The organism is Cytobacillus solani (assembly GCF_006704205.1).
Taxonomy (GTDB): domain Bacteria; phylum Bacillota; class Bacilli; order Bacillales; family Cytobacillaceae; genus Cytobacillus; species Cytobacillus solani.
In genome coordinates this window covers 1,518,449-1,537,123 of sequence record NZ_CP041305.1, presented here as the reverse complement: position 1 = coordinate 1,537,123, position 18,675 = coordinate 1,518,449, and the positions used below count along the sequence as shown (strand labels likewise).

The 18,675-nt window shown below is 37.3% G+C and carries 21 protein-coding genes; 14 read left to right on the top strand and 7 right to left on the bottom strand.

Annotated features, from left to right (window positions below):
• Positions 1-10 precede the first annotated feature (10 nt).
• From FI644_RS07765 to FI644_RS07750, 4 genes are all read right to left on the bottom strand, one after another.
• On the bottom strand, positions 11-964 hold the full coding sequence (locus tag FI644_RS07765) for a metal ABC transporter substrate-binding protein (protein ID WP_142108209.1): 954 nt from the start codon (positions 962-964) through the stop codon (positions 11-13).
• Between the two features lie 204 nt (positions 965-1,168).
• Positions 1,169-2,734: a Vga family ABC-F type ribosomal protection protein gene (locus tag FI644_RS07760; RefSeq protein WP_053478194.1), complete on the bottom strand. Its 1,566-nt coding sequence runs from the start codon at positions 2,732-2,734 to the stop codon at positions 1,169-1,171.
• Positions 2,735-3,090: 356 nt separating this feature from the next.
• The gene (locus FI644_RS07755; protein ID WP_053478193.1) at positions 3,091-4,077 is read right to left on the bottom strand and encodes a ketoacyl-ACP synthase III; all 987 of its coding nucleotides are present in this window, start codon (positions 4,075-4,077) and stop codon (positions 3,091-3,093) included.
• A 79-nt stretch (positions 4,078-4,156) separates the two neighbouring features.
• On the bottom strand, positions 4,157-4,504 hold the full coding sequence (locus FI644_RS07750; protein ID WP_053478192.1) for a hypothetical protein: 348 nt from the start codon (positions 4,502-4,504) through the stop codon (positions 4,157-4,159).
• 276 nt (positions 4,505-4,780) lie between these two features.
• Between FI644_RS07750 and FI644_RS07745 the strand changes: the two genes are divergently transcribed.
• The 3 genes from FI644_RS07745 (at position 4,781) to FI644_RS26800 (ending at position 6,311) form a co-directional block, all read left to right on the top strand.
• Positions 4,781-5,293, top strand: coding sequence for a YbaK/EbsC family protein (locus FI644_RS07745; RefSeq protein ID WP_053478191.1), 513 nt, complete (start codon positions 4,781-4,783; stop codon positions 5,291-5,293).
• A 90-nt stretch (positions 5,294-5,383) separates the two neighbouring features.
• Positions 5,384-5,857 carry a patatin-like phospholipase family protein gene (locus tag FI644_RS26805; RefSeq protein ID WP_246067037.1) on the top strand — a complete coding sequence of 158 codons (474 nt, stop codon included), beginning with the start codon at positions 5,384-5,386 and terminating at the stop codon, positions 5,855-5,857.
• Positions 5,784-6,311 (top strand): patatin-like phospholipase domain-containing protein, encoded by a 528-nt coding sequence (locus FI644_RS26800; RefSeq protein ID WP_246067034.1) that lies wholly within the window; start codon positions 5,784-5,786, stop codon positions 6,309-6,311. The genes FI644_RS26805 and FI644_RS26800 overlap by 74 nt, the downstream gene beginning before the upstream one ends.
• 25 nt (positions 6,312-6,336) lie before the next feature.
• Here FI644_RS26800 and FI644_RS07735 read toward each other — a convergent pair whose 3' ends face one another.
• Entirely contained in the window at positions 6,337-8,517 is a 2,181-nt protein-coding gene (locus FI644_RS07735) for an MMPL family transporter (protein ID WP_056681983.1), read from the bottom strand.
• 547 nt (positions 8,518-9,064) lie between these two features.
• On the bottom strand, positions 9,065-9,961 hold the full coding sequence (locus FI644_RS07730) for an SDR family oxidoreductase (protein ID WP_056681985.1): 897 nt from the start codon (positions 9,959-9,961) through the stop codon (positions 9,065-9,067).
• A gap of 162 nt (positions 9,962-10,123) precedes the next feature.
• Here FI644_RS07730 and FI644_RS07725 point away from each other — a divergent pair, with 162 nt between their 5' ends.
• The 11 genes from FI644_RS07725 (at position 10,124) to FI644_RS07675 (ending at position 17,656) form a co-directional block, all read left to right on the top strand.
• Positions 10,124-10,702 (top strand): TetR/AcrR family transcriptional regulator, encoded by a 579-nt coding sequence (locus FI644_RS07725; protein ID WP_053478187.1) that lies wholly within the window; start codon positions 10,124-10,126, stop codon positions 10,700-10,702.
• A gap of 72 nt (positions 10,703-10,774) precedes the next feature.
• Positions 10,775-11,122 (top strand): DMT family transporter, encoded by a 348-nt coding sequence (locus tag FI644_RS07720; protein WP_053478186.1) that lies wholly within the window; start codon positions 10,775-10,777, stop codon positions 11,120-11,122.
• Between the two features lie 2 nt (positions 11,123-11,124).
• Complete coding sequence (locus tag FI644_RS07715; protein ID WP_053478185.1) at positions 11,125-11,439, top strand: DMT family transporter; 315 nt, start codon at positions 11,125-11,127, stop codon at positions 11,437-11,439.
• Positions 11,440-11,532: 93 nt separating this feature from the next.
• Positions 11,533-12,792, top strand: coding sequence for a polysaccharide deacetylase family protein (locus FI644_RS07710; RefSeq protein WP_053478184.1), 1,260 nt, complete (start codon positions 11,533-11,535; stop codon positions 12,790-12,792).
• Between the two features lie 142 nt (positions 12,793-12,934).
• Positions 12,935-13,690, top strand: coding sequence for a DUF2087 domain-containing protein (locus tag FI644_RS07705; RefSeq protein WP_053478183.1), 756 nt, complete (start codon positions 12,935-12,937; stop codon positions 13,688-13,690).
• Positions 13,691-13,708: 18 nt separating this feature from the next.
• A complete protein-coding gene (locus FI644_RS26620; RefSeq protein ID WP_053478182.1) occupies positions 13,709-14,065 on the top strand; it encodes a GIY-YIG nuclease family protein in 357 nt (118 codons plus the stop codon).
• 39 nt (positions 14,066-14,104) lie between these two features.
• The gene (locus FI644_RS07695; RefSeq protein ID WP_053478222.1) at positions 14,105-15,487 is read left to right on the top strand and encodes an MATE family efflux transporter; all 1,383 of its coding nucleotides are present in this window, start codon (positions 14,105-14,107) and stop codon (positions 15,485-15,487) included.
• 164 nt (positions 15,488-15,651) lie between these two features.
• Positions 15,652-15,981, top strand: coding sequence for a PadR family transcriptional regulator (locus FI644_RS07690; protein ID WP_053478221.1), 330 nt, complete (start codon positions 15,652-15,654; stop codon positions 15,979-15,981).
• A complete protein-coding gene (locus tag FI644_RS07685) occupies positions 15,978-16,376 on the top strand; it encodes a permease prefix domain 1-containing protein (protein WP_053478181.1) in 399 nt (132 codons plus the stop codon). Before FI644_RS07690 ends, FI644_RS07685 begins: the two co-directional genes overlap by 4 nt.
• 13 nt (positions 16,377-16,389) lie before the next feature.
• On the top strand, positions 16,390-17,028 hold the full coding sequence (locus tag FI644_RS07680) for a hypothetical protein (protein ID WP_053478180.1): 639 nt from the start codon (positions 16,390-16,392) through the stop codon (positions 17,026-17,028).
• 31 nt (positions 17,029-17,059) lie between these two features.
• Entirely contained in the window at positions 17,060-17,656 is a 597-nt protein-coding gene (locus FI644_RS07675; protein WP_075209067.1) for a hypothetical protein, read from the top strand.
• Between the two features lie 66 nt (positions 17,657-17,722).
• Here the strand turns inward: FI644_RS07675 and FI644_RS07670 are convergent, their stop codons facing one another.
• Positions 17,723-18,610: a LysR family transcriptional regulator gene (locus tag FI644_RS07670; protein WP_053478179.1), complete on the bottom strand. Its 888-nt coding sequence runs from the start codon at positions 18,608-18,610 to the stop codon at positions 17,723-17,725.
• Positions 18,611-18,675 lie beyond the last annotated feature (65 nt).

Sequence of the window (18,675 nt, the reverse complement as noted above, 5' to 3'; positions counted from 1 at the left end):
GATTCAAACCTTAATTGTTTAATGCCTTCTTAATAGTTTCTAGATTCCTTCTCATTATGCTAAAGTAATCATCATTTTGCTTCAAATTCTCTTCTGTAATTGCTTCTAGATTATGAAGAATAAGAGATTCGGCTCCAATCTCTTTCTGAATAATTTCCGCTACTTTTGTTGATAGGTTCTGTTCGAAGATCACGTATTGAATTTGATGTTCCTTCGATTCTTCAATAATACTTTGCAAGCCTTTCTGTGTAGGCTCCTGTGTTGGAGACAGGCCTGCAATAGCAATCTGTTCAATTCCGTATCTTTCTTCCCAATATCCATAGGCTGCATGAGAAACGAGCAAATACTTTGTTTTTGAATTCTCGATGGCCGTTTTATATTCCTCGTCAAGTTTCTCTAATTCGCCTTTTAGTTGCAAGAAATTAGTTTCGAACTCTGATTTATGTTCTGGCATTAATTGGATTAGTGAGTTTTTTATATTAGTAGCAAGTTCAATTGATAGAATAGGATCCAGCCATACATGAGGGTCATAATCACCATGGTGATGACCGTGTTCTTCATGCTCATGGGTTGATTTTAATAGATCAATACCATCACCAGCTTTTAGAATAGCGACGTTCTCGTTCTTCAAAGATTCTGTTGCTTTCTCTGCAAATCCTTCGATTCCAACTCCTGTATAAATGAATAAATCAGAAACAGCAAGTCCCATCATATCTTTCGTAGAAGGCTCAAAGGAATGAGCATCCACATTTGGCGGGTAAATACTCTTAACGTCAACATAGTTTCCGCCAATTTTCTTTGTGAAATCTTCTAGAGGATAAATAGTTGTTAAAACAGTTAATTTATCCTCATCCTTGTCTACGTTTTCTCCGTCAGCTTTCTTTGCTGTTTCTGTGTTTCCGCAGCCTGAAAGCATTAGACTGAATGTAAATAGGGAGGTGAGAAGAGGTTTTTTAAATTTCATATGTGTAACTCCAATCTTCATTAATTTACTAGTACATGAAACTATCAGCGGCTTAAATCGTAATTATTACGTTTTACATTCTAAAGTAAGACTATGAGTTTGTAAATGTTTTTATGCTTTCTTTCCTTTAAAATTTCACTTTTTAATAAATCAACGCAGCATAATGGAAAAAACGGCAGATCGATTTCTGCCGTTTTTACCTTGTTATTGGTTTGCCAATTTTCGCTTTTCAGCTAAAAGTCTTTGAAATTCTAATTCCAGCTCATCAGAAGGTTCCATACTAAGGCGGCTCAGTACTTCTGTTATCCTAGTTTCTAATAGGAGGAGCTGATCCCCTTTTGTATCGTGTGCAACTTTTGGTGTATAGTTTTTGAATTGCTCATATGTCCCATCAAATAACTGAATCTCTTGGTTGTCAATCGCTAAAATTCGTGTGGCAATGCTCTCGATAAATTGCCGATCATGAGAAACAAAAATAACGGTTCCTTCATATTCCTGCAAGAGGGCTTCGAGTGCTTCCACTGATGGGATGTCAAGAAAGTTTGTTGGTTCGTCTAATATAATTGTATTAATTTCACTAACAAATAATTTAGCGAATGCTACTTTTACTCGTTCCCCGCCGCTTAGGACACCAACTGGCTTATAGACATCCTCTCTGAAAAAATGCAGCCTCGCCAGGACTGTCCGTATGAATGTCTCATTCTGTATCGAGGTTGTGCTGACATTTTCAAGTATGGATTTTTCTGTATTTAAAATATCGATGTTTTGACTAAAATAGCCGATTTTCATGGAAGGGGAGATCGATATCCCTTCCTCCTGATTCATTATTTTTTTCACGAGCGTTGTTTTTCCGCATCCGTTCGGTCCGATGATAGCAAGCTTATCTCCTCCGCGTACATGAAAGCTGGCAGATTTCCAGAGTAATCTCTTACCGATCGAACATTGTATATCTTCTGCTCGCAGGACAATTCGTCCTTTAAAGGTTTCTTCGTTAGGCAAATTCATTTTTATGACAGGCGCATCTTTGACTTTTTCAACTTTATCAAGCTTTTCTAAACGCGTTTCAATCGCCTTTGCCGTTTTTTGCAGTTTCTTTTGCTTTTTAGCGAAGTAAGGCTTGGATTTTCCCGCTTCGATCGAACTTACATTTTTCGGTGTTTTCGTAGCTCGTTCTGCTTTTTTCTCTTTTAATATTAATGCTTCCTCTAACTGTTTTTTCTTCTTCTCATATGATTCGTAAGCTTGCTTCTGCTGGTGCAGCTCCAATTCCTTCTGCTCCATGTAATCGGAGTAGTTACCCTTATATACTTTCACTTTTCCTTCATTAAGCTCCCAAATGGACGTACATAAAGCATCTAAAAATGCACGGTCATGTGAAACAAGAACAAGTGCGCTGAGGGACTTTTTGAATTTCTTTTCCAGCCATTCAATGTGGCTCGTATCCAAATTTGTTGTTGGTTCATCTGCTAGTAAAATAGCAGGGCTTTTTGCGAGTGCGGCATTAATATATTCCTGTGTCACCTCTCCGCCACTTTTTGTCGTATCCGTTCTTTTTAGCTGCGGTAAAAGCTCGCATATGCCATTTGTTGCGATCGTTCCGTTGTCAGGAGATGTTTCTCCTGCTAAAACCTCTAATAAGGTTGTTTTTCCACAGCCGTTCCTGCCAACAAGACCAATTCGATCATGTTTTTGAATTTGTAATTTTTCTATATCTAATAATAAACGGTCTTTTATAAATAATTTGATATGGTTTGCTTCTAATAGCATCATACAATCATCCCCATTTCATAAGTGCTTGGAGACAAAAAAGCCTCCTATCTGCATTCAGAATAGGAGGCATAGGGGTGCACAAAGAGACTACTCCCTTTGAAGGACCAACTATAGAAACCTAATCCTATTCTGAAAACCTCGATTGAAGACAACACGAAATAGAGCAGATATCTGCTAACTAAGACAGTCTTCAATTGATTGCTTTCGAAAAATAGGATTAGAACTTCATCTAATTGGGTCACCCTTTCGCGTATAGTTATTATTACAATATACAATTAGCTGGTATTTGTCAATTGACTGATAAAAAATGGTGGGAATGATATGCATTTAAATGGCCCGATACAATTTGTTGAAATTTAATATTTAAATAACATCGCAATAAATTCGTGGCCTCCGCCAATTGTCCAAAAAAGGATATGATCTCCACGTTTTATTCGACCAGATTCAATTCCTTCATAAAGGGCAATAAATGGACTGCTTGTTCCTGTATAGCCATATTGGTCACCCACATACATTATTTTTTGATCAGGAATGTTAAAATGTTCTTGGATTTTTAGGATATTAGAGAGAGCAAATTGTGATAAACAATAACTATCAATATCTTCACTTTTTAAGTGGTTGCGTTCTAATAGTTTTTTGATTTTTTCATATGTAAAGGGCAAAGAGACGCTTCCATCAAATGGAAACCATTTCATATAATCAATCGATCCTTCTCCTTTAATAGCCTGGGATAAACCCTCTTCAGGATAAAGAATATTATCTCGATAAGTGGAATCTACTTCATAGATCGCATCGATAAATCCGGTATTCTCTTCGGTTTTCTCGAGTATTACGGCACAAGCAGCATCGCCAAAATTAGCATATGTGATTTCCTCTTCAGGATTAGCAATAAGTGAAAAATTATCTGAACCTATAATTAAGGCGGTACGTACATGTGGATTAGATAACATATAACGTGAAGCTTGCTCTATTGAAATGGTCATTCCAGCACAATTTGCGTTTGTATCCATTACAATTGTATCTTTTTTTCCCTTAATAGAATGGTGAACATAGATGGCATTGGTAGGCACAGTTTTCTCTGGGACTTGAGTTGAAAAAATAATCATATCAATATCTGTTCCTGTTAACCCTGCCTTTTCTAATACGCGTTTGGATGCTTCTACCGCCATTGTTATCCCATTTTCACTGTTATTCTCAATTAGGTATCTTTCATTACGTCCCATAACATCCAAAAAATGAGTAATATCTCTGCCTTTTTGTTTAAAATGATCAATAAAGTAGTCGTTTTTAACAATTTTATTAGGGTGGTAAACCTCAATTGCATTGATTTTAATGTTTGTCATAACGTCTCCTATGGATGTCTTATAAATGTATTAAGTAAATGAGTAAGACTAAAAAAGCCTTACTCATTTACTTATCGTATTAAATTTCAGTGACCTCTACATTATTTAAACCGGTATTGCGAGCTAAACGGCTTAATTGCATTTTCAAGACCGCACTCTTTTTTATTTCAATAACAATTTTTTTGAACCCAGAACTATGATAAAGTCGGAAGCAGTTTTCAAGATCTGGAATCATTTCTTGCGTAACTAGATTTAAATCTCGGCAATCAAATTGAAGTATAAATTCATCAGCCTTAATAGCACTTGTTTTACGCTGGTATTCATTAATAAATTCTTGTGCCTTTTCAGGTGTAAAACTTCCACTAACCGTCATGTCGATTGTCTTTTTCACTTGATTTACATTCATCGAATAAGATCCTGTTGCCATAATTGGTTACACACTTCCTTTATTAATTGGTTATTTACTATTAAATTTAGTAAAGCTATTCAAAAAATCATTATATCAGAAAAATATGGGTGAAAAGTGAAAAAATGGTGAAAAATAAATGTATTAATAATTAGATTATTTTAAAATATTCGGGATTGTTATACTAAAAAAAGGAGAAATGTACTCTGATTTAGTTAAATTCCACATCACTCCTGTTGCTTCAACGCAATAAAGGATGGTATTATTTTACATAATATACGGAAAGGAAGGATGAAGATGTCATTTGAAAGTGTAAAAGCTCATTTTAAAAAATGGAATCGTGAAATGGATATGATGGTGTTTGATACATCAAGCGCAACCGTTGATCTGGCTGCTGAAGCAATAGGTGTCATTCCTGCAAGAATTGCAAAGACTCTTTCATTTCGAGGAGAAGGGGACAAAGCTATTCTTGTTGTTGCAGCTGGGGATGCAAAGATTGATAATAAGAAATTTCGTCAAGCTTTCCAATTGAAAGCGCGCATGCTTTCAGCAGATGAGGTAGTGGAGCAAACGGGGCATATGATTGGCGGTGTCTGTCCGTTTGGGTTGGCGAATGATTTGGATGTTTATTTAGATGTCTCCATGAAACGTTTCGAGACTCTTTTCCCTGCTTGTGGAAGTACCAACTCAGCCATTGAACTTACATGTGATGAAATTTTTGAATTTTCCTCTGCAAAAGAATGGGTTGATGTTTGTAAAGGCTGGGAGGATACTGACTCCGAAAATAAAATAGAATTTTCCCAAGTATAACAGGGTACTCATTAATCGATTCGTGTTCATGCTAAAGGTCTATGACTTAGGGAATAGTAGTATGAAAGACGCAATTTCAAGGTGAAAAAGATGAAAATGCTTTGCATTGATGGCGGTGGAATTCGAGGAGTATTTGCTATTTCTATTTTACAAGCAATAGAGGAAGAGTGGGAATGTCCGATTGACGACTTATTTGATGTGGTGGCTGGAACAAGTACAGGGGCGATTATATCTGCATCTATTGTATTGAAGAAGAGTATGAGAGAAGTCATGAAAAGTTATGAATTATATGGGAAGAAAATTTTTGTCAGGCAAGCAAAGGTGGGCCTTTTTAAAAGTATATATAGTGATCAGTATTTACGTCGTTTTTTTCGGAAGGCATTTGGTGAAATGGCACTTGCAGATATTAAAAAGCCGCTGCTGATCCCTGCAGTGGATGTGACAAATGGAAAGCCCTTTATTCATCGATCGAACTACGGACATACGGAGAATGATGATTTATCTATTAAGCTTTGGGATGCTGTTCTCTCCTCCTGTTCGGCACCGGTTTTTTTTTCCGCCTAACAATATTAATAATCAGTACTTGTCCATTGATGGGGGTTTATGGGCAAATAATCCATCGCTCGTTTGTGTGACGGAGGCACTTCATCATTTTAAAAAAGATATAAAGGAAATAGAGATCTTTTCTATTGGTACAGGTATGCAGCATATTGATTTTACTATTGGGAAGGAAAAATACTGGGGGGCAAAGCATTGGCTGCCAATTCATTTTCCATCAATGAAGATGACACCAAAATTGCTGGACTTGGCCCTTCAATTGTCATCCGAATCAGTTACGTATCATTGTCAGCATCTGCTTGGTAATCACTATTTTCGATTAAATGGGGATCTTGGGGAAGAAATGCCCTTTGATGAAATTAAATTTATCGATGAACTGATTGAATTGGGAAAACAGGCTTTTTTGAATAAGAAGAAAGATGTTATGTCATTTTTGAATAAAAAGCCTGATTCCCCATAACTAATGGTTGGGAATCAGGCCTCAATTATTCCTTTTTACCTGTCAATACTAAAATAGATGGCAGGAATATGCCACGTATTAAAAATGTATCGAGTAAGATCCCGAATGCCATTGTAAATCCGAATAAGAATAGTTCCTGTAATGGCTGTGTCATCAACACGGCAAAGGTCGCAGCCAAGATTAAACCTGCTGAGGAAATCACGCCTCCTGTAACAGCGACCCCTTTTCCAACTGCTTCCCTCCATGGCAGCTTTGTCGCTTCCTCTTTAATTCTTGAAACAAGCATTATGTTGTAGTCAATTCCGAGTGCGACCATGAAGACAAAAGCGTAAACAGGCAATCGATAGCTGATTGCATCATAGCCCATAAGGTGCTTGAATATCCACCAGCCAAAACCCATTGTTGAAAAGAAAGATAGCAGAATCGTTGCCATCATCAAAATTGGCATCATAACAGATTTTGTTTGGAACCCTAGAATAATAGTAAGAAATACAGTGACAAGTGAGAATAAGACAATCATATCCCTCTGGTTCATATGATTAACATCTAATTGCTGAGCGGTCTGGCCAGCAAAGTGAAGCTTCACATCCGCTGTAGAAAAGCCGCTTGCTTTTAATAGGGATGCTTCTGAATCACGCAGTTTTTGGATTGTATCAAGTGCTTCTTTTTCATATGGATTGCTGTCTAGCACGAATTGAAGTCTAATTGCTTTGTTTGATTCTGCTAAATAATTTCTTGGCAGTGATTCTGGAATATTCAACATTTCATCCTGAATAGTTGGAGTAACAGAGGCAACATTGCTTTCGTCACTAAGTATAGAAACAAGATGATTCACTTTTTCGAATAACTCTGCATTTATAGGAAACTCTTTGTCAGACTTAATTAATACTGTCATAGGTGCTAATTGGCCTGCAGGGTAATTTTCTTCAAGAAGCTCAAAACCTTGCCGTGACGGCATGTCCTCAGGGAAGGATTTTAATAGGTTAAAAGAATATTGAATGGAAGTAAAGTTAAATACGCCAATAAGTAAGACTATTAGTAAGATGCCGCCTAATAAAGCTGGCTTCTTCATCACTTGCTTACTGATCGCAGACCAAATCCCATGTGTTGTTATCTGTGCTTCTTCAACCTTAGGAACAAACGGCCAAAATGCTTTGCGTCCCATTATCGCGAAGATACTAGGGATTAGTGTTAAGCCAGCGATGAGAATTACGACAACTGCCACCGAGAAAACAGGTGCGAAATGATTGTAAGGTTCAAAAATCGTAACAAACAATGTCAGCATTGCAAGAAGAACTGTTCCACCACTGAAAACAATTGGTTCAGAAACGTGGAAAATGGCTTCATTCATAGAAACATACTTAGACTCCTGCTTCTTTAATTCCTCGCGATAACGCGAGAAAACAAATAAGCTATAATCTGTTAGGACCGCAAATAACAAAATAAGCATAATGGATACGGCCGAACTATCAATGGTGAACCAACCATTTTTCCCCGCCAATCCTAAAATTCGATCGACAACTCCGTAAACGATACCCGCGATAATTAATGGAGTGATTGCCAGTATGGGAGAGCGGTAAATAATAATCAAGAGAATAAATATTAAGGCTACAGTTGCAAGCATGAGAACGATATCTGCACTTTTGAAAAGAGAGACGGTATCAGCAGAAATCCCGGCAGGACCAGTGATTTCAAATTGCATTCCATTCATATCGATTTTATTTGCTTTTTCCTTTATTTCATTCATGACTGCAAGTGTCTCAGAAGATTCTAAATCAGGCTCTAATGATAGATTAATGAGCAGTGTAGATTCATTTTCAGAATACATCTGTTTTTGAACATTCGGCGGCAATGAATGAAAGGGAAGTGCACTCATAATCTGTTCCGGCTTTTCGTCTGATCCGAGCCACTCACTTAATTCATTAATTTTTCCGATGTCTTCCTCTGAGATTTTCCCGTCACGGTGAAACACAAGCAAGGCTGGCAGCCCATCCGTAGAAGGAAACTGTTCCTTTAAAATCTGTTGAGCTACTTCTGATGGCTTGTCTCCTTTTATGCTTCCTTCTTTACTATTGACCTCGTACTCTTTTGCCGATGGAGCTAGCAGGCTAAAAAGCACAACTGCTAAGATCCAGGCAAGGATAGTCATCTTTGCTCCCTTTTGACTGCTTGTATATTGAACTAACTTACGAAATGGTTTAAGCATTCAATCCAACTCCTTACTGTTTGATGTTGACTTCATTGTAAGAAGTGAATATGAACGGAGAATGAATGGGATATTTCTTTATACAAGACATATAACAATGAGGATCCGATTAAAATAGGGACTGCATGTGCCAGTGAAAGGAGTGAAAAGGGAGGATGCGGTCACAAGTGGGGGTCCCATGTGCCCGGGTAAGGTCGGAAAAGAGGAGTCGCGGTCATAAGTGGGGGTCCCATGTGCCCGGGTAAGGTCGGAAAAGAGAAGTTGCGGTCACAAGTGGGGGTCCCATGTGCCCGAGTAAGGTCGGAAAAGAGAAGTCTGGTCACAAGTGAGGGTTCCATGTACCTGAGCAAGATAGGAAAAGAGCAATCGCGGTCACTAGAAGAGTCATTATGTGCCCGTGAAAGGTGAAAAAAAGAAAAGAAGGTCACAAGCATGGGTACCTTGTGACCACGAAGAATAAAATTCTTGGAAGACAGTTACAGGAAGGATCCGACCTGGACATGTGTATGTTAAATGGCAGCTTCGTACCTATGAAAAACCTGCGCTATTATGAACTCACCATTGTCCCTCCATTCACATGGATAATCTGCCCCGAAACATAGCTTGAGTCCTCAGATGCTAAATATACATAGGCAGGGGCTAATTCAAATGGTTGGCCGGCTCTTTTCATTGGGGTATCCAGTCCAAATTTTATAACCTCTTTCTCGGAAAAGGTCGCAGGAATAAGCGGGGTCCAAATCGGACCTGGTGCAACCGCATTTACTCGAATCTGCTGTTTTTCAAGAGAAAGGGACAATGAACGTGTAAATGCTACAATAGCTCCCTTGGTTGCTGAATAATCGATTAGTTTCTTATTTCCTTCATAAGCGGTTATGGAAGCTGTATTAATAATGGAGCTGCCAGCCTTCAGATGAGGAAGTACGGCTTTCGTTAAGTAAAAGAATGAAAAAATATTTGTTTGAAACGTTTGTTCCAGCTGCTCTTTAGTAATTTCGAGTATGCTTTTTCTTACATATTGAATGGCATGATTGTTGATTAGGATATCAATTCTTCCAAATGCCTGTAATGTTTGCTGAACAACTTGCTGGGACATTTTCTCATCTTTTAAATCACCAGAAATGAGGAGGCACTCCCCTCCAAGCTCTTTAATTCTTTGTTCGGTTTCCTTCGCATCCTTATGTTCATTTAAATAAACAATAACGACCTTTGCCCCTTCTTTAACAAAAGCATAGGAGACTGCACGGCCGATTCCGCTATCTCCGCCGGTTATAATGGCTACTTTTCCTTTAAGTTTCCCTGATCCTTTATAGGATGGTTTCTCTGATATGGGTCTTGGAACCATTAAATATTCAAGCCCTGGCTGAGTTTGTTGATGCTGAGGCGGAAAGGCAATAGGTTGATTCTTACATACTTTTTGGTATCCATAATTGGAAGACGGGTACACTTTTTATACACTCCTCTGATCTTTATCGTTTCATTGTATTCTTAGAAGTTCCCTAAAGTGATCCCTTTGAAACTTTACAAACGAGACATTACGTTTTGACAGCACGTATTATTTTTTATAAAATGAATGAAAGTCAGTCATATATTTTTGAAGGGACAATAAATCATGAATAAAAAAGATAAGATTGTTCATGCAGCAATTGAAGTTTTTCGTGAAAAGGGAATTGAGAAAACGAAAATATCCGATATTGTAAAAATAGCAAATATCGCACAAGGCACGTTTTATTTGTATTTCCCCTCTAAGCTTTCCGTCATGCCGGCAATTGCAGAAGTAATGGTAGAGAAAACCATTGCGGCGGTGAAAAATGAAGTACAAGAGGACGCCTCTTTTACTGCAAAGCTTACCCAAGTAGTTGATGCGATCTTTAAGATCACATGTGATTACCGGGAAATTCTTGCGCTTATCTATGCGGGTATGGGATCAACGGAACATATTAAGGAATGGGAAACAGTATATGAGCCATTCTATTCATGGATCAGCCAATTCCTAAACGAGGCAAAGTCTTCAGGAATGATCCGGGATTCGATTCATGTTGAGCGTACTGCAAAGCTATTCATCGGCTTAGTAGAATCAGCAGCTGAACAGGTTTACTTATATGATTCAAAACAGGATGATCAAGCTTCTATACAAAAAGCTGAGGTTTTAGAATTTTTAAGGTATGGACTAGGCATTCAAGAATAGCAAAAATTGAGTGTTCCAATTCTTATGATTAAAAATGAATGACAGTCAGTCATCGAGAGGGAGAGCAAAAAAATGAAAAGAGCATGGATATATGTTTTTTTAACTTGTTTATTTGAATTAATTTGGGTGTATGGATTTAATGTAGCCGAGACATGGTGGCAATGGGTAATCATTATCGGAATTATTCTGATTGATTTTTACTTTCTACCAAAAGCGTGTGAAAGTCTTCCAACAGGGACCGTTTATGCAGTATTTGCGGGGGTAGGAACAATTGGAACAGCCCTAATGGATATTTTCCTTTTCGGAGGCAGCTTTAGCATAGGGAAGTTTCTTTTTATCGCAATTTTAATAATGGGGGTTATCGGTTTAAATCTAGCTGATAACAAAGAAGAGGAAACAGTATCGAAAGGAGTTGCTTAAGTATGGGCTGGTTGTTTGTCATTTGTGCTGCTGTAAGTGAAGTGATCGGTGTATTAGGATTAAAATTATATAGCCAGAAAAAAACAATAAAAAATGGAATCATCTATTTAGGGGGATTTGGTGCCTCCTTTGCCTTTTTATACACTTCATTCAACTATTTGCAGTTAAGTATTGCTTACGCGGTGTGGATTGGAATTGGAACAGCAGGAGCGGTTCTGTTAAATATGGTGCTTTTTGGGGAATCTAAGAATAAGCTAAGAATTGCAAGTGTGGCTCTTATCGTAATCGGTGTAACGGGTTTGAAGGCATTATCCTAATGTTTTGCAGAACTGACTTTAAGCATTCCTGCAACTTTTAATTGAATGCTTCCGACAGATAAGATGTAATGACTTTTAAGGAGGCATAGGACCTTGAATAAGAAAAGCATACTCGTTATTGGCATGTTATTTACTCTATTAACGGCTTGTCATGCGGATACCCCCGCTTCATCAGATCAATTACAGCAGAGGGAAGATAGACTGCAGCCGAAAGAAAGCAATGTGGCTGCTGATTTGCTAAATCGAGTGATGGAAAAAGCGGATAGCGGAATGACCTTAGGCAGTCCATACAATGTACTGGACAGTAAAATAGATGAAGTAAAAGCGGAGTGGGGAGAGCCAGATCAGATCGATCAAGCAGGTCAAGGTTTCTATGCTACCTATCAAAATAAAAACTTTGCGTTAGGATTTAATGAGGCAGGGGAAATATTTGATGTCCGTTCCTATGCTAAGGAACTTAATGAAATTACGTCCGTACAGATTGAAGAACGTTTTGGTCAGCCAGACCATTTGAGGGAAGCAAATAATGAAGAGATTTATGTTTACGAATTAGACCAGAAAATTGAACTAAAATTCATTATATCAAAAGAAGAAGCCGTTCATCACCTATCTGTTTTTAATTCAGAACGTGCAAAGGATGAGTATGTACTTGATATTAAAGGGGAATCTAGTCAACTGTCTGCATCGGCATGGGAAAGCATGAAGGAATGGCGTAAACAAATTGTTTCATTTGCTCAAAAGAATAAGAATGTGTATATAAATGGTCCAAATAAAAAACAAGTTGCTTTAACCTTTGATGATGGTCCAGATGGGAAAGTAACACCAGCAATTATTGATATCTTAGATGAATATAAGGTAAAAGGGAATTTCTTTTTTCTGGGCAGAAATGTAGAAGTGTACCCGGAAGTTGTGAAAAAGGCATATAACAGTGGTCATTTAGTTTTAAGCCATAGCTATAATCATGTAGAACTGCCGAAGTTATCAGCAAAAGAAATTCAAATAGAAATTGAGCAAGCTGGAAATTCAATTAAATCGGTTATTGGAAAAGAACCTTCCATTATCCGAACGCCGTATGGTGAGACGAATAAACAAGTTGTAGAGATGGCACAGCAGGAGGGATATTCTGTTGTCCTTTGGTCAATAGATACACTTGATTGGTCACAAAAAGAGGCAAGCAATATCGTGAATAATGTTATGAGTCATGTTAGAAATGGCGACATCATTCTCATGCACTCTGATGCGAAGAAGACAGAAGCTGCAAAGGCATTGCCTGAATTAATTGAAGGATTGCAGGAAAAGGGCTTTGAAATGGTAGACTTAGAAACATTATTAAATATAGAAGCTTATCAATAAAAGAATCTGGCATTTTGTCAGGTTCTTTTTATTTCGCGGAAATGCTCAGTTATATAGATGTAATTTTAATTTGTTTGACAATGAATAAACAAAAACATATAATGTCTACTATAATATAAACAAATAAGGGTTGTGACTATAAATGGGTTTATCAGAAATTTTTTGGAATGCCTCAATTGAGGAATTGAAGCAAGGTTATATTGAGGAAGACCGTCATTATATATGTCTTTTATGTGGGAAGTCAACGGAGAAGGGGATTGTTTATCAAGCAGAGGATGTTTTTTATGAAGCGGAAAGATATATGTCTCTTCATATTCAGAGCGAACATGAATCCGTGTTTGATTACCTGATTGATCTCGATAAAAAGCTGACGGGATTGACAGATCATCAAAATCGTCTTCTGCGGCTCTTTTATGAAGGGAAGAGTGATGCGGAAGTGCAGAAGGACATGGGAATTGGCAGTGTATCGACCATTCGGAATCATCGCTTTGTCTTAAAAGAAAAAGAGCGTCAGGCTAAGCTATTTTTAACATTGATGGAGCTTTTAAAAGAAAAAGACAATCATAAACCAGACTTCATTGATATTCATAAAACAGCAAGAATGGTAGATGACCGATACAATGTGACGAAGGAAGAAAATGAAGAAATCTTGAAGAAATTTTTTCCTGCGGGAACAAATGAACAACTGAAATCCTTTCCACCGAAGGAAAAGCAAAGGCTAGTCGTTCTTCGAGCAATAGCCAATCGTTTCAATAGTGAAAAGTTTTACGGGGAAAAGGAAGTTAATCAAATATTAAATGATGCTTTCGATGATTATGTATTATTAAGACGCTATCTAATTGAATACGGCTTTCTAGATCGAAAAGCAGATGGCAGCAAGTATTGGCTGAAAAAATAATCGGGAGGAAAGAGAAAAATGGACAGAAAAAAAGAACTAAAGCAGCAATATAAAGAAATAAAAATTGAAGCAGGGATATTTCAAATTAAAAATACAAAGAACAATAAAATCTTTATTGGCAGTACACGAAATTTAAAAACATTAAATGGGACAAAATTTGCGTTAGAAAATGGTGCCTACACAAATAAAATGCTCCAGAAAGAATGGAGCGAATACGGAAAAGACGCTTTTGAAATGGAAGTGTTAGAGATTTTGAAAGAGAAGGATGATCTCTACTACAATGAGAAGGAAGAATTAGAGAAACTAGAAGAAAAATGGCTGAATCAGCTACAGCCATTCGGAGAACGCGGGTATCACCAGGATAAGACCCGTTAAAAGGAGAAATGAAAGTTGGAATCACAGCAAAATATAAAAATGGAAAAGCTTAAATCTGAAGGTCTAGGAGCGAGCCCATTGCCAGTCTGGCGTCCCATGCTTATGTTCCTCATTCCTTTGATTCTCAGCAATATTCTTCAATCTGTTGGTCAATTATTTGGTATGGTCATTGTTGGACGCTGGCTAGGTGTGAATGAATTGGCTGCTATTTCAGCTTTTTTTCCTTTATTCTTTCTGCTTATTTCTTTTGCCATCGGGATCGGATCAGGCAGTGCAATCTTGATTGGTCAGGCATTCGGAGCGAGAAATGAAGAAAAGCTTAAGGCTGTCGTAGGGACAACATTAACATTTACGTTCATCTTAGGCGTTGTGCTGGCAATCCTCGGAGGAATCTTTGCCATGGATATTCTTCGCTTAATTGGCACACCGGATAATATTATAAATATTAGTGTTCATTATGCAAGAATTCTATTTTGGTCATTGCCTGTATTGTTTTTGTATTCTGTATACACCACTTTTATGCGGGGGACAGGAGATTCAAAAACGCCTTTTTATTTCCTAATTGTCAGCACTGTTCTTAATGTGGCTTTATTGCCGCTGTTAGTGTTCGGCTGGTTTGGTGTTCCGCAGCTCGGTGTGTATGGAGCAGCCTATGCATCCTTACTATCCACTATCATTACTTTTGTTGTCATGCTTTTCTATTTACACAGAGTAAAGCATCCGCTGCAAATGGATGCTTCGATTCGGAAGTATCTTCGAATGGATAAAGAATTGCTTAAACTGCTATTGCGCCTCGGTATTCCATCAAGTATCAGTATGATTTTGCTGTCACTTTCTGAAATCGCAGTAATCACTTTTGTTAACCGCTATGGATCGGATGCAACAGCTGCATATGGTGTAGTGAATCAAGTGGCAAGTTATGTACAGATGCCAGCAATCAGTTTAAGCATCACTGTTTCTGTGTTTGCTGCACAGGCTATTGGAGGCAGTCAATTTGATCGATTAAACCAGGTCATTCGAACAGGGGTCTTATTTAATTATGTAATCAGCGGGGTCTTGATTATTCTTATCTATATTTTCTCTGAAAACATCCTCTCGCTATTTATTACAAGTAAAGAAACAATTGAAATTGCGAATAGTTTGATTATGATTACATTATGGAGTTATGTGATTATTGGGCATGCACATATATTAAATTCGACGATGCGGGCAAGCGGAACCGTCCTATGGCCGACTGTTTTAAGTATTATTCCAATCTGGCTGATCGAGGTTCCTGTTGCGTATTGGTTATCCAGTTACACAAATCTTGGCATCAAAGGGATATGGATTGGTTATCCAGCAGCATTCATTGTGACCTTTGCATTCGTGTATTCTTATTACCGCTGGTCGTGGAAGAAAAAGCAAATTGTTCGTCTAATCTAAAATTGAAAAGGAACATCTTCTAGAAAAAGGAGATGTTCCTTTTGTTTTTTACAAAAAAATCAAAAAAAGCTAAAAAAGGGATAAAAATTACTTTGACAGGTAGAGTAATTTCGGTTAATATTACTCTATCAGATAGAATAGTGAATGTACAAGGGTGTGTCAGAATGATTAGAAGTGATATTATTCGCGGACATTTGGATTCGATTATTTTGCGCTTGATTTACGAAGAGGATCGTTATGGGTATGAAATTTCAAAGGAAATCAGTTTACGCACAGACAATCGATTTCAGATAAAAGAAGCAACTTTATATGCAGTGTTCCAGCGGCTTGAGAAGAAAGAACTAATTGAATCTTACTTGGGGGAAGTTTCCCAAGGCGGAAAAAGGAAATATTACAGAATTACAACGCTGGGAAAAGCTTACTTGCAAGAAATGGTGAAAGAGTGGAAGGAAGTAAGGGCGATCATCGATTTATTTATGGAGGGGTTAAAGTGAAGAAGTTAAAAAATCATGTGGAAGAACTGTTTAAGGACATTCCTGAAAGTGAACAAAAAAATGCAATTAAGCAAGAGGTTTTGGAAAATCTTGAAGAAAAGGTCTGGGATTTAAAGGCTAACGGAAAAGAAGAGGAAGATGCGATTAATAAAGCCATTGTGGAGTTTGGGGATATAGAAGATTTGAAAAAGGAGCTTGGTGTCAAACAGCCAATAAAGAAAAATATGACGAAATTAAATTTAGGTTATTCAATTTGGGGAAGCGCATTAATCATTGCTTTATTTCTTTTTATTAACCTTTATTATTCTCCTGATGTCATCTGGTTTGTTTATCCGACGTTTGCAGTATTATGGTGGCCTTTAACAATGTATTTTAAATGGCAGCGTTCCAAATGAGGGGTGGAAATAAATGAAAAAATATGATGTTGGTTTTGCGGTAGCTGGAAGCATTATGAGTATTCTCTTTTTTATGATCGTAAATTATGTAACAAGCACCGAGTATTTATGGTTTATCTATCCTTCTTTAGCCTTGCTGCTATGGCCAATTGGTCTGTACTGTGCGAAACAGGAAAAACATAAACTATTTTCTATTTTATGCAGTGGACTCATTATTCTATTTCTTATTTCTGAAAATATGATTCATTCGCCGGTTCACCCGTGGTCCTTGTATGCCATCTTTCCTATTCTATGGTGGCCAATCCTAATTATTTTAGGAAAAAGGGCTAAGACCATGTCCATTGCATGGGTAGGGAGCATAAGTATAATTCTATATTATTTAATCTTGAACATACTCATCTCTCCCGGATATCCTTGGGCAATCTATCCTGCGTTTGTCGTGTTATGGTGGCCGTTATCTTTATACCATGCGTTGAAAAAGACATTTTTCACATTCTCGGTACATGCTAGTTTATTAATCATCTTATTTTTCATTACTGTGAATGCAGTCTCCTCTCCAAACACAATTTGGGCGGTTTATCCAATTTTTTGTGTATTATGGTGGCCCCTTTCTATGTATTATTTCGTCTATAAGAAGAGAAGAGTAAATTGATTAGAATTCTAGAAGAAAGTGAAGGTAGATTATGGAGGAGAAAAAGGTCTATATCATTTTTACAGATACAGGAACACTTTTTACGAAATTAATCAAGCTATATACGAAACAGCCATTAAACCATGTATCGATTTCATTTGATAAACAATTAACGAATATATTCAGCTTCGGGCGCAAGAAGCCATATAATCCCTTTATTGGCGGCTTTGTAAGGGAAAGAATTGCAGAGGGATTGTTTAAAAAAGCGAGATGTGAGATATATAGCTATTCCCTATCAGAAGAGGAATATGAACAAATGCAAACAAAGGTTAGACAAATTGAAGCAAAGAAAGATTTATATAAATATAACTTCTTAGGACTTATTGCCATTATGCTTAGATATAATCTTAAACGAAAAAATGCGTTCTTTTGCTCTCAATTTGTTGCAACCATTTTAAATGAAAAAAAAGGAATGCTTGATAAATCCCCGAGCCAATGTACACCTCAAGATTTATTGGCGGTGAACAAGCTTGAATTAGTATTTAAAGGAAATCTTGTTCTCTATCCGCATCAGGCAAGTGAAAAAATGATCGAACATGACTTTAGTTTCGGAAAACCAATGATTTATAAATCACCTGATTTTAGCTAGTTTTCATATGAAAGATCATTAGTAAAGCTGATAAACGATTGCCTTATGAGCCGTTTATCAGCTTTTTCATATTTCCTCATTTTCATCTTTCAATAGTTTTAAAAATACAGACAACGCCTTTGTTTGGAAGGGAGAGCGCAAAACAACTGAAAATTCTCTTGTAAGAGAAATTCCCTTCACATCGATTACTGCTAATGAGCCGTTTTCTCTTTCTTTTTGAATGACCCAATCAGACAATAGACTAATGCCAATTCCGGCTTCGACAGATTCTTTAATTAATTGTGTACTCCCAAATTCTAATATTTTTTGAGGTGCAATGTTAAATTGTTTAAAAAGTTTCTCAGTCGCTTCTCTTGTTCCTGAGCCGTTTTCTCTTACAACCCATGTTTCTTCCTCAATATCAGCGATAGATACCTCGCCTTCTATGTGTGATAATCGATTTTTTGGAGAGGCGATGATACTCATCTTATCAACTGCAAAAGGCTCAATTTTTAAATTTTTCTCCTTGTATTGTCCTTCCACAATGCCGATATCTAATTGATGTCCAAGGACGAGTTCAGCTATTTCCTTCGTATTTCCAATGGTGATGGCTGGCTTTATTTGTGGATATTTTTCTTGCATGTCAGCAATTAAGTGAGGCAGAACATACTCCCCGAAAGAATAGCTTGCTCCAATGGATAACAGTCCATTTGGATTATTTGTAAGGTCATCGATTAAATAGTGCATTTTCCCATAGAGCCCTAATATTTCTTTAGCATGATGGTAAACAATTTCTCCGGCTTTATTTAAATGGACATATTTATTGGTTCGTTCTAATAATTTGGTGCCCATTGCACGTTCTAAAGCTTGAATGTACTGGCTGACAGCAGGCTGGGTCATATGTAATTCTTCAGCTGCACGTGAAAAGTTCTGCTTTTCCGCTACAGTGACAAAGACAGCTAATTGCTGGTCCAAATCATCACCTCCGCTAGGTATGTGTTTTACTTATTATTAGCATTATAAAATATTATTTTCCTTAT

Coding starts and splice junctions, on each gene's coding strand:
- FI644_RS07755 (WP_053478193.1), bottom strand. CDS start 4,077: ATGACAAACATTAAAATCAATGCAATTGAGGTTTACCACCCTAATAAA.
- FI644_RS07690 (WP_053478221.1), top strand. CDS start 15,652: ATGATTAGAAGTGATATTATTCGCGGACATTTGGATTCGATTATTTTG.
- FI644_RS07750 (WP_053478192.1), bottom strand. CDS start 4,504: ATGGCAACAGGATCTTATTCGATGAATGTAAATCAAGTGAAAAAGACA.
- FI644_RS07765 (WP_142108209.1), bottom strand. CDS start 964: ATGAAATTTAAAAAACCTCTTCTCACCTCCCTATTTACATTCAGTCTA.
- FI644_RS07715 (WP_053478185.1), top strand. CDS start 11,125: ATGGGCTGGTTGTTTGTCATTTGTGCTGCTGTAAGTGAAGTGATCGGT.
- FI644_RS07745 (WP_053478191.1), top strand. CDS start 4,781: ATGTCATTTGAAAGTGTAAAAGCTCATTTTAAAAAATGGAATCGTGAA.
- FI644_RS26800 (WP_246067034.1), top strand. CDS start 5,784: ATGATGATTTATCTATTAAGCTTTGGGATGCTGTTCTCTCCTCCTGTT.
- FI644_RS07760 (WP_053478194.1), bottom strand. CDS start 2,734: ATGATGCTATTAGAAGCAAACCATATCAAATTATTTATAAAAGACCGT.
- FI644_RS07705 (WP_053478183.1), top strand. CDS start 12,935: ATGGGTTTATCAGAAATTTTTTGGAATGCCTCAATTGAGGAATTGAAG.
- FI644_RS07680 (WP_053478180.1), top strand. CDS start 16,390: ATGAAAAAATATGATGTTGGTTTTGCGGTAGCTGGAAGCATTATGAGT.
- FI644_RS07735 (WP_056681983.1), bottom strand. CDS start 8,517: ATGCTTAAACCATTTCGTAAGTTAGTTCAATATACAAGCAGTCAAAAG.
- FI644_RS07720 (WP_053478186.1), top strand. CDS start 10,775: ATGAAAAGAGCATGGATATATGTTTTTTTAACTTGTTTATTTGAATTA.
- FI644_RS07695 (WP_053478222.1), top strand. CDS start 14,105: ATGGAAAAGCTTAAATCTGAAGGTCTAGGAGCGAGCCCATTGCCAGTC.
- FI644_RS26620 (WP_053478182.1), top strand. CDS start 13,709: ATGGACAGAAAAAAAGAACTAAAGCAGCAATATAAAGAAATAAAAATT.
- FI644_RS07675 (WP_075209067.1), top strand. CDS start 17,060: ATGGAGGAGAAAAAGGTCTATATCATTTTTACAGATACAGGAACACTT.
- FI644_RS26805 (WP_246067037.1), top strand. CDS start 5,384: ATGAAAATGCTTTGCATTGATGGCGGTGGAATTCGAGGAGTATTTGCT.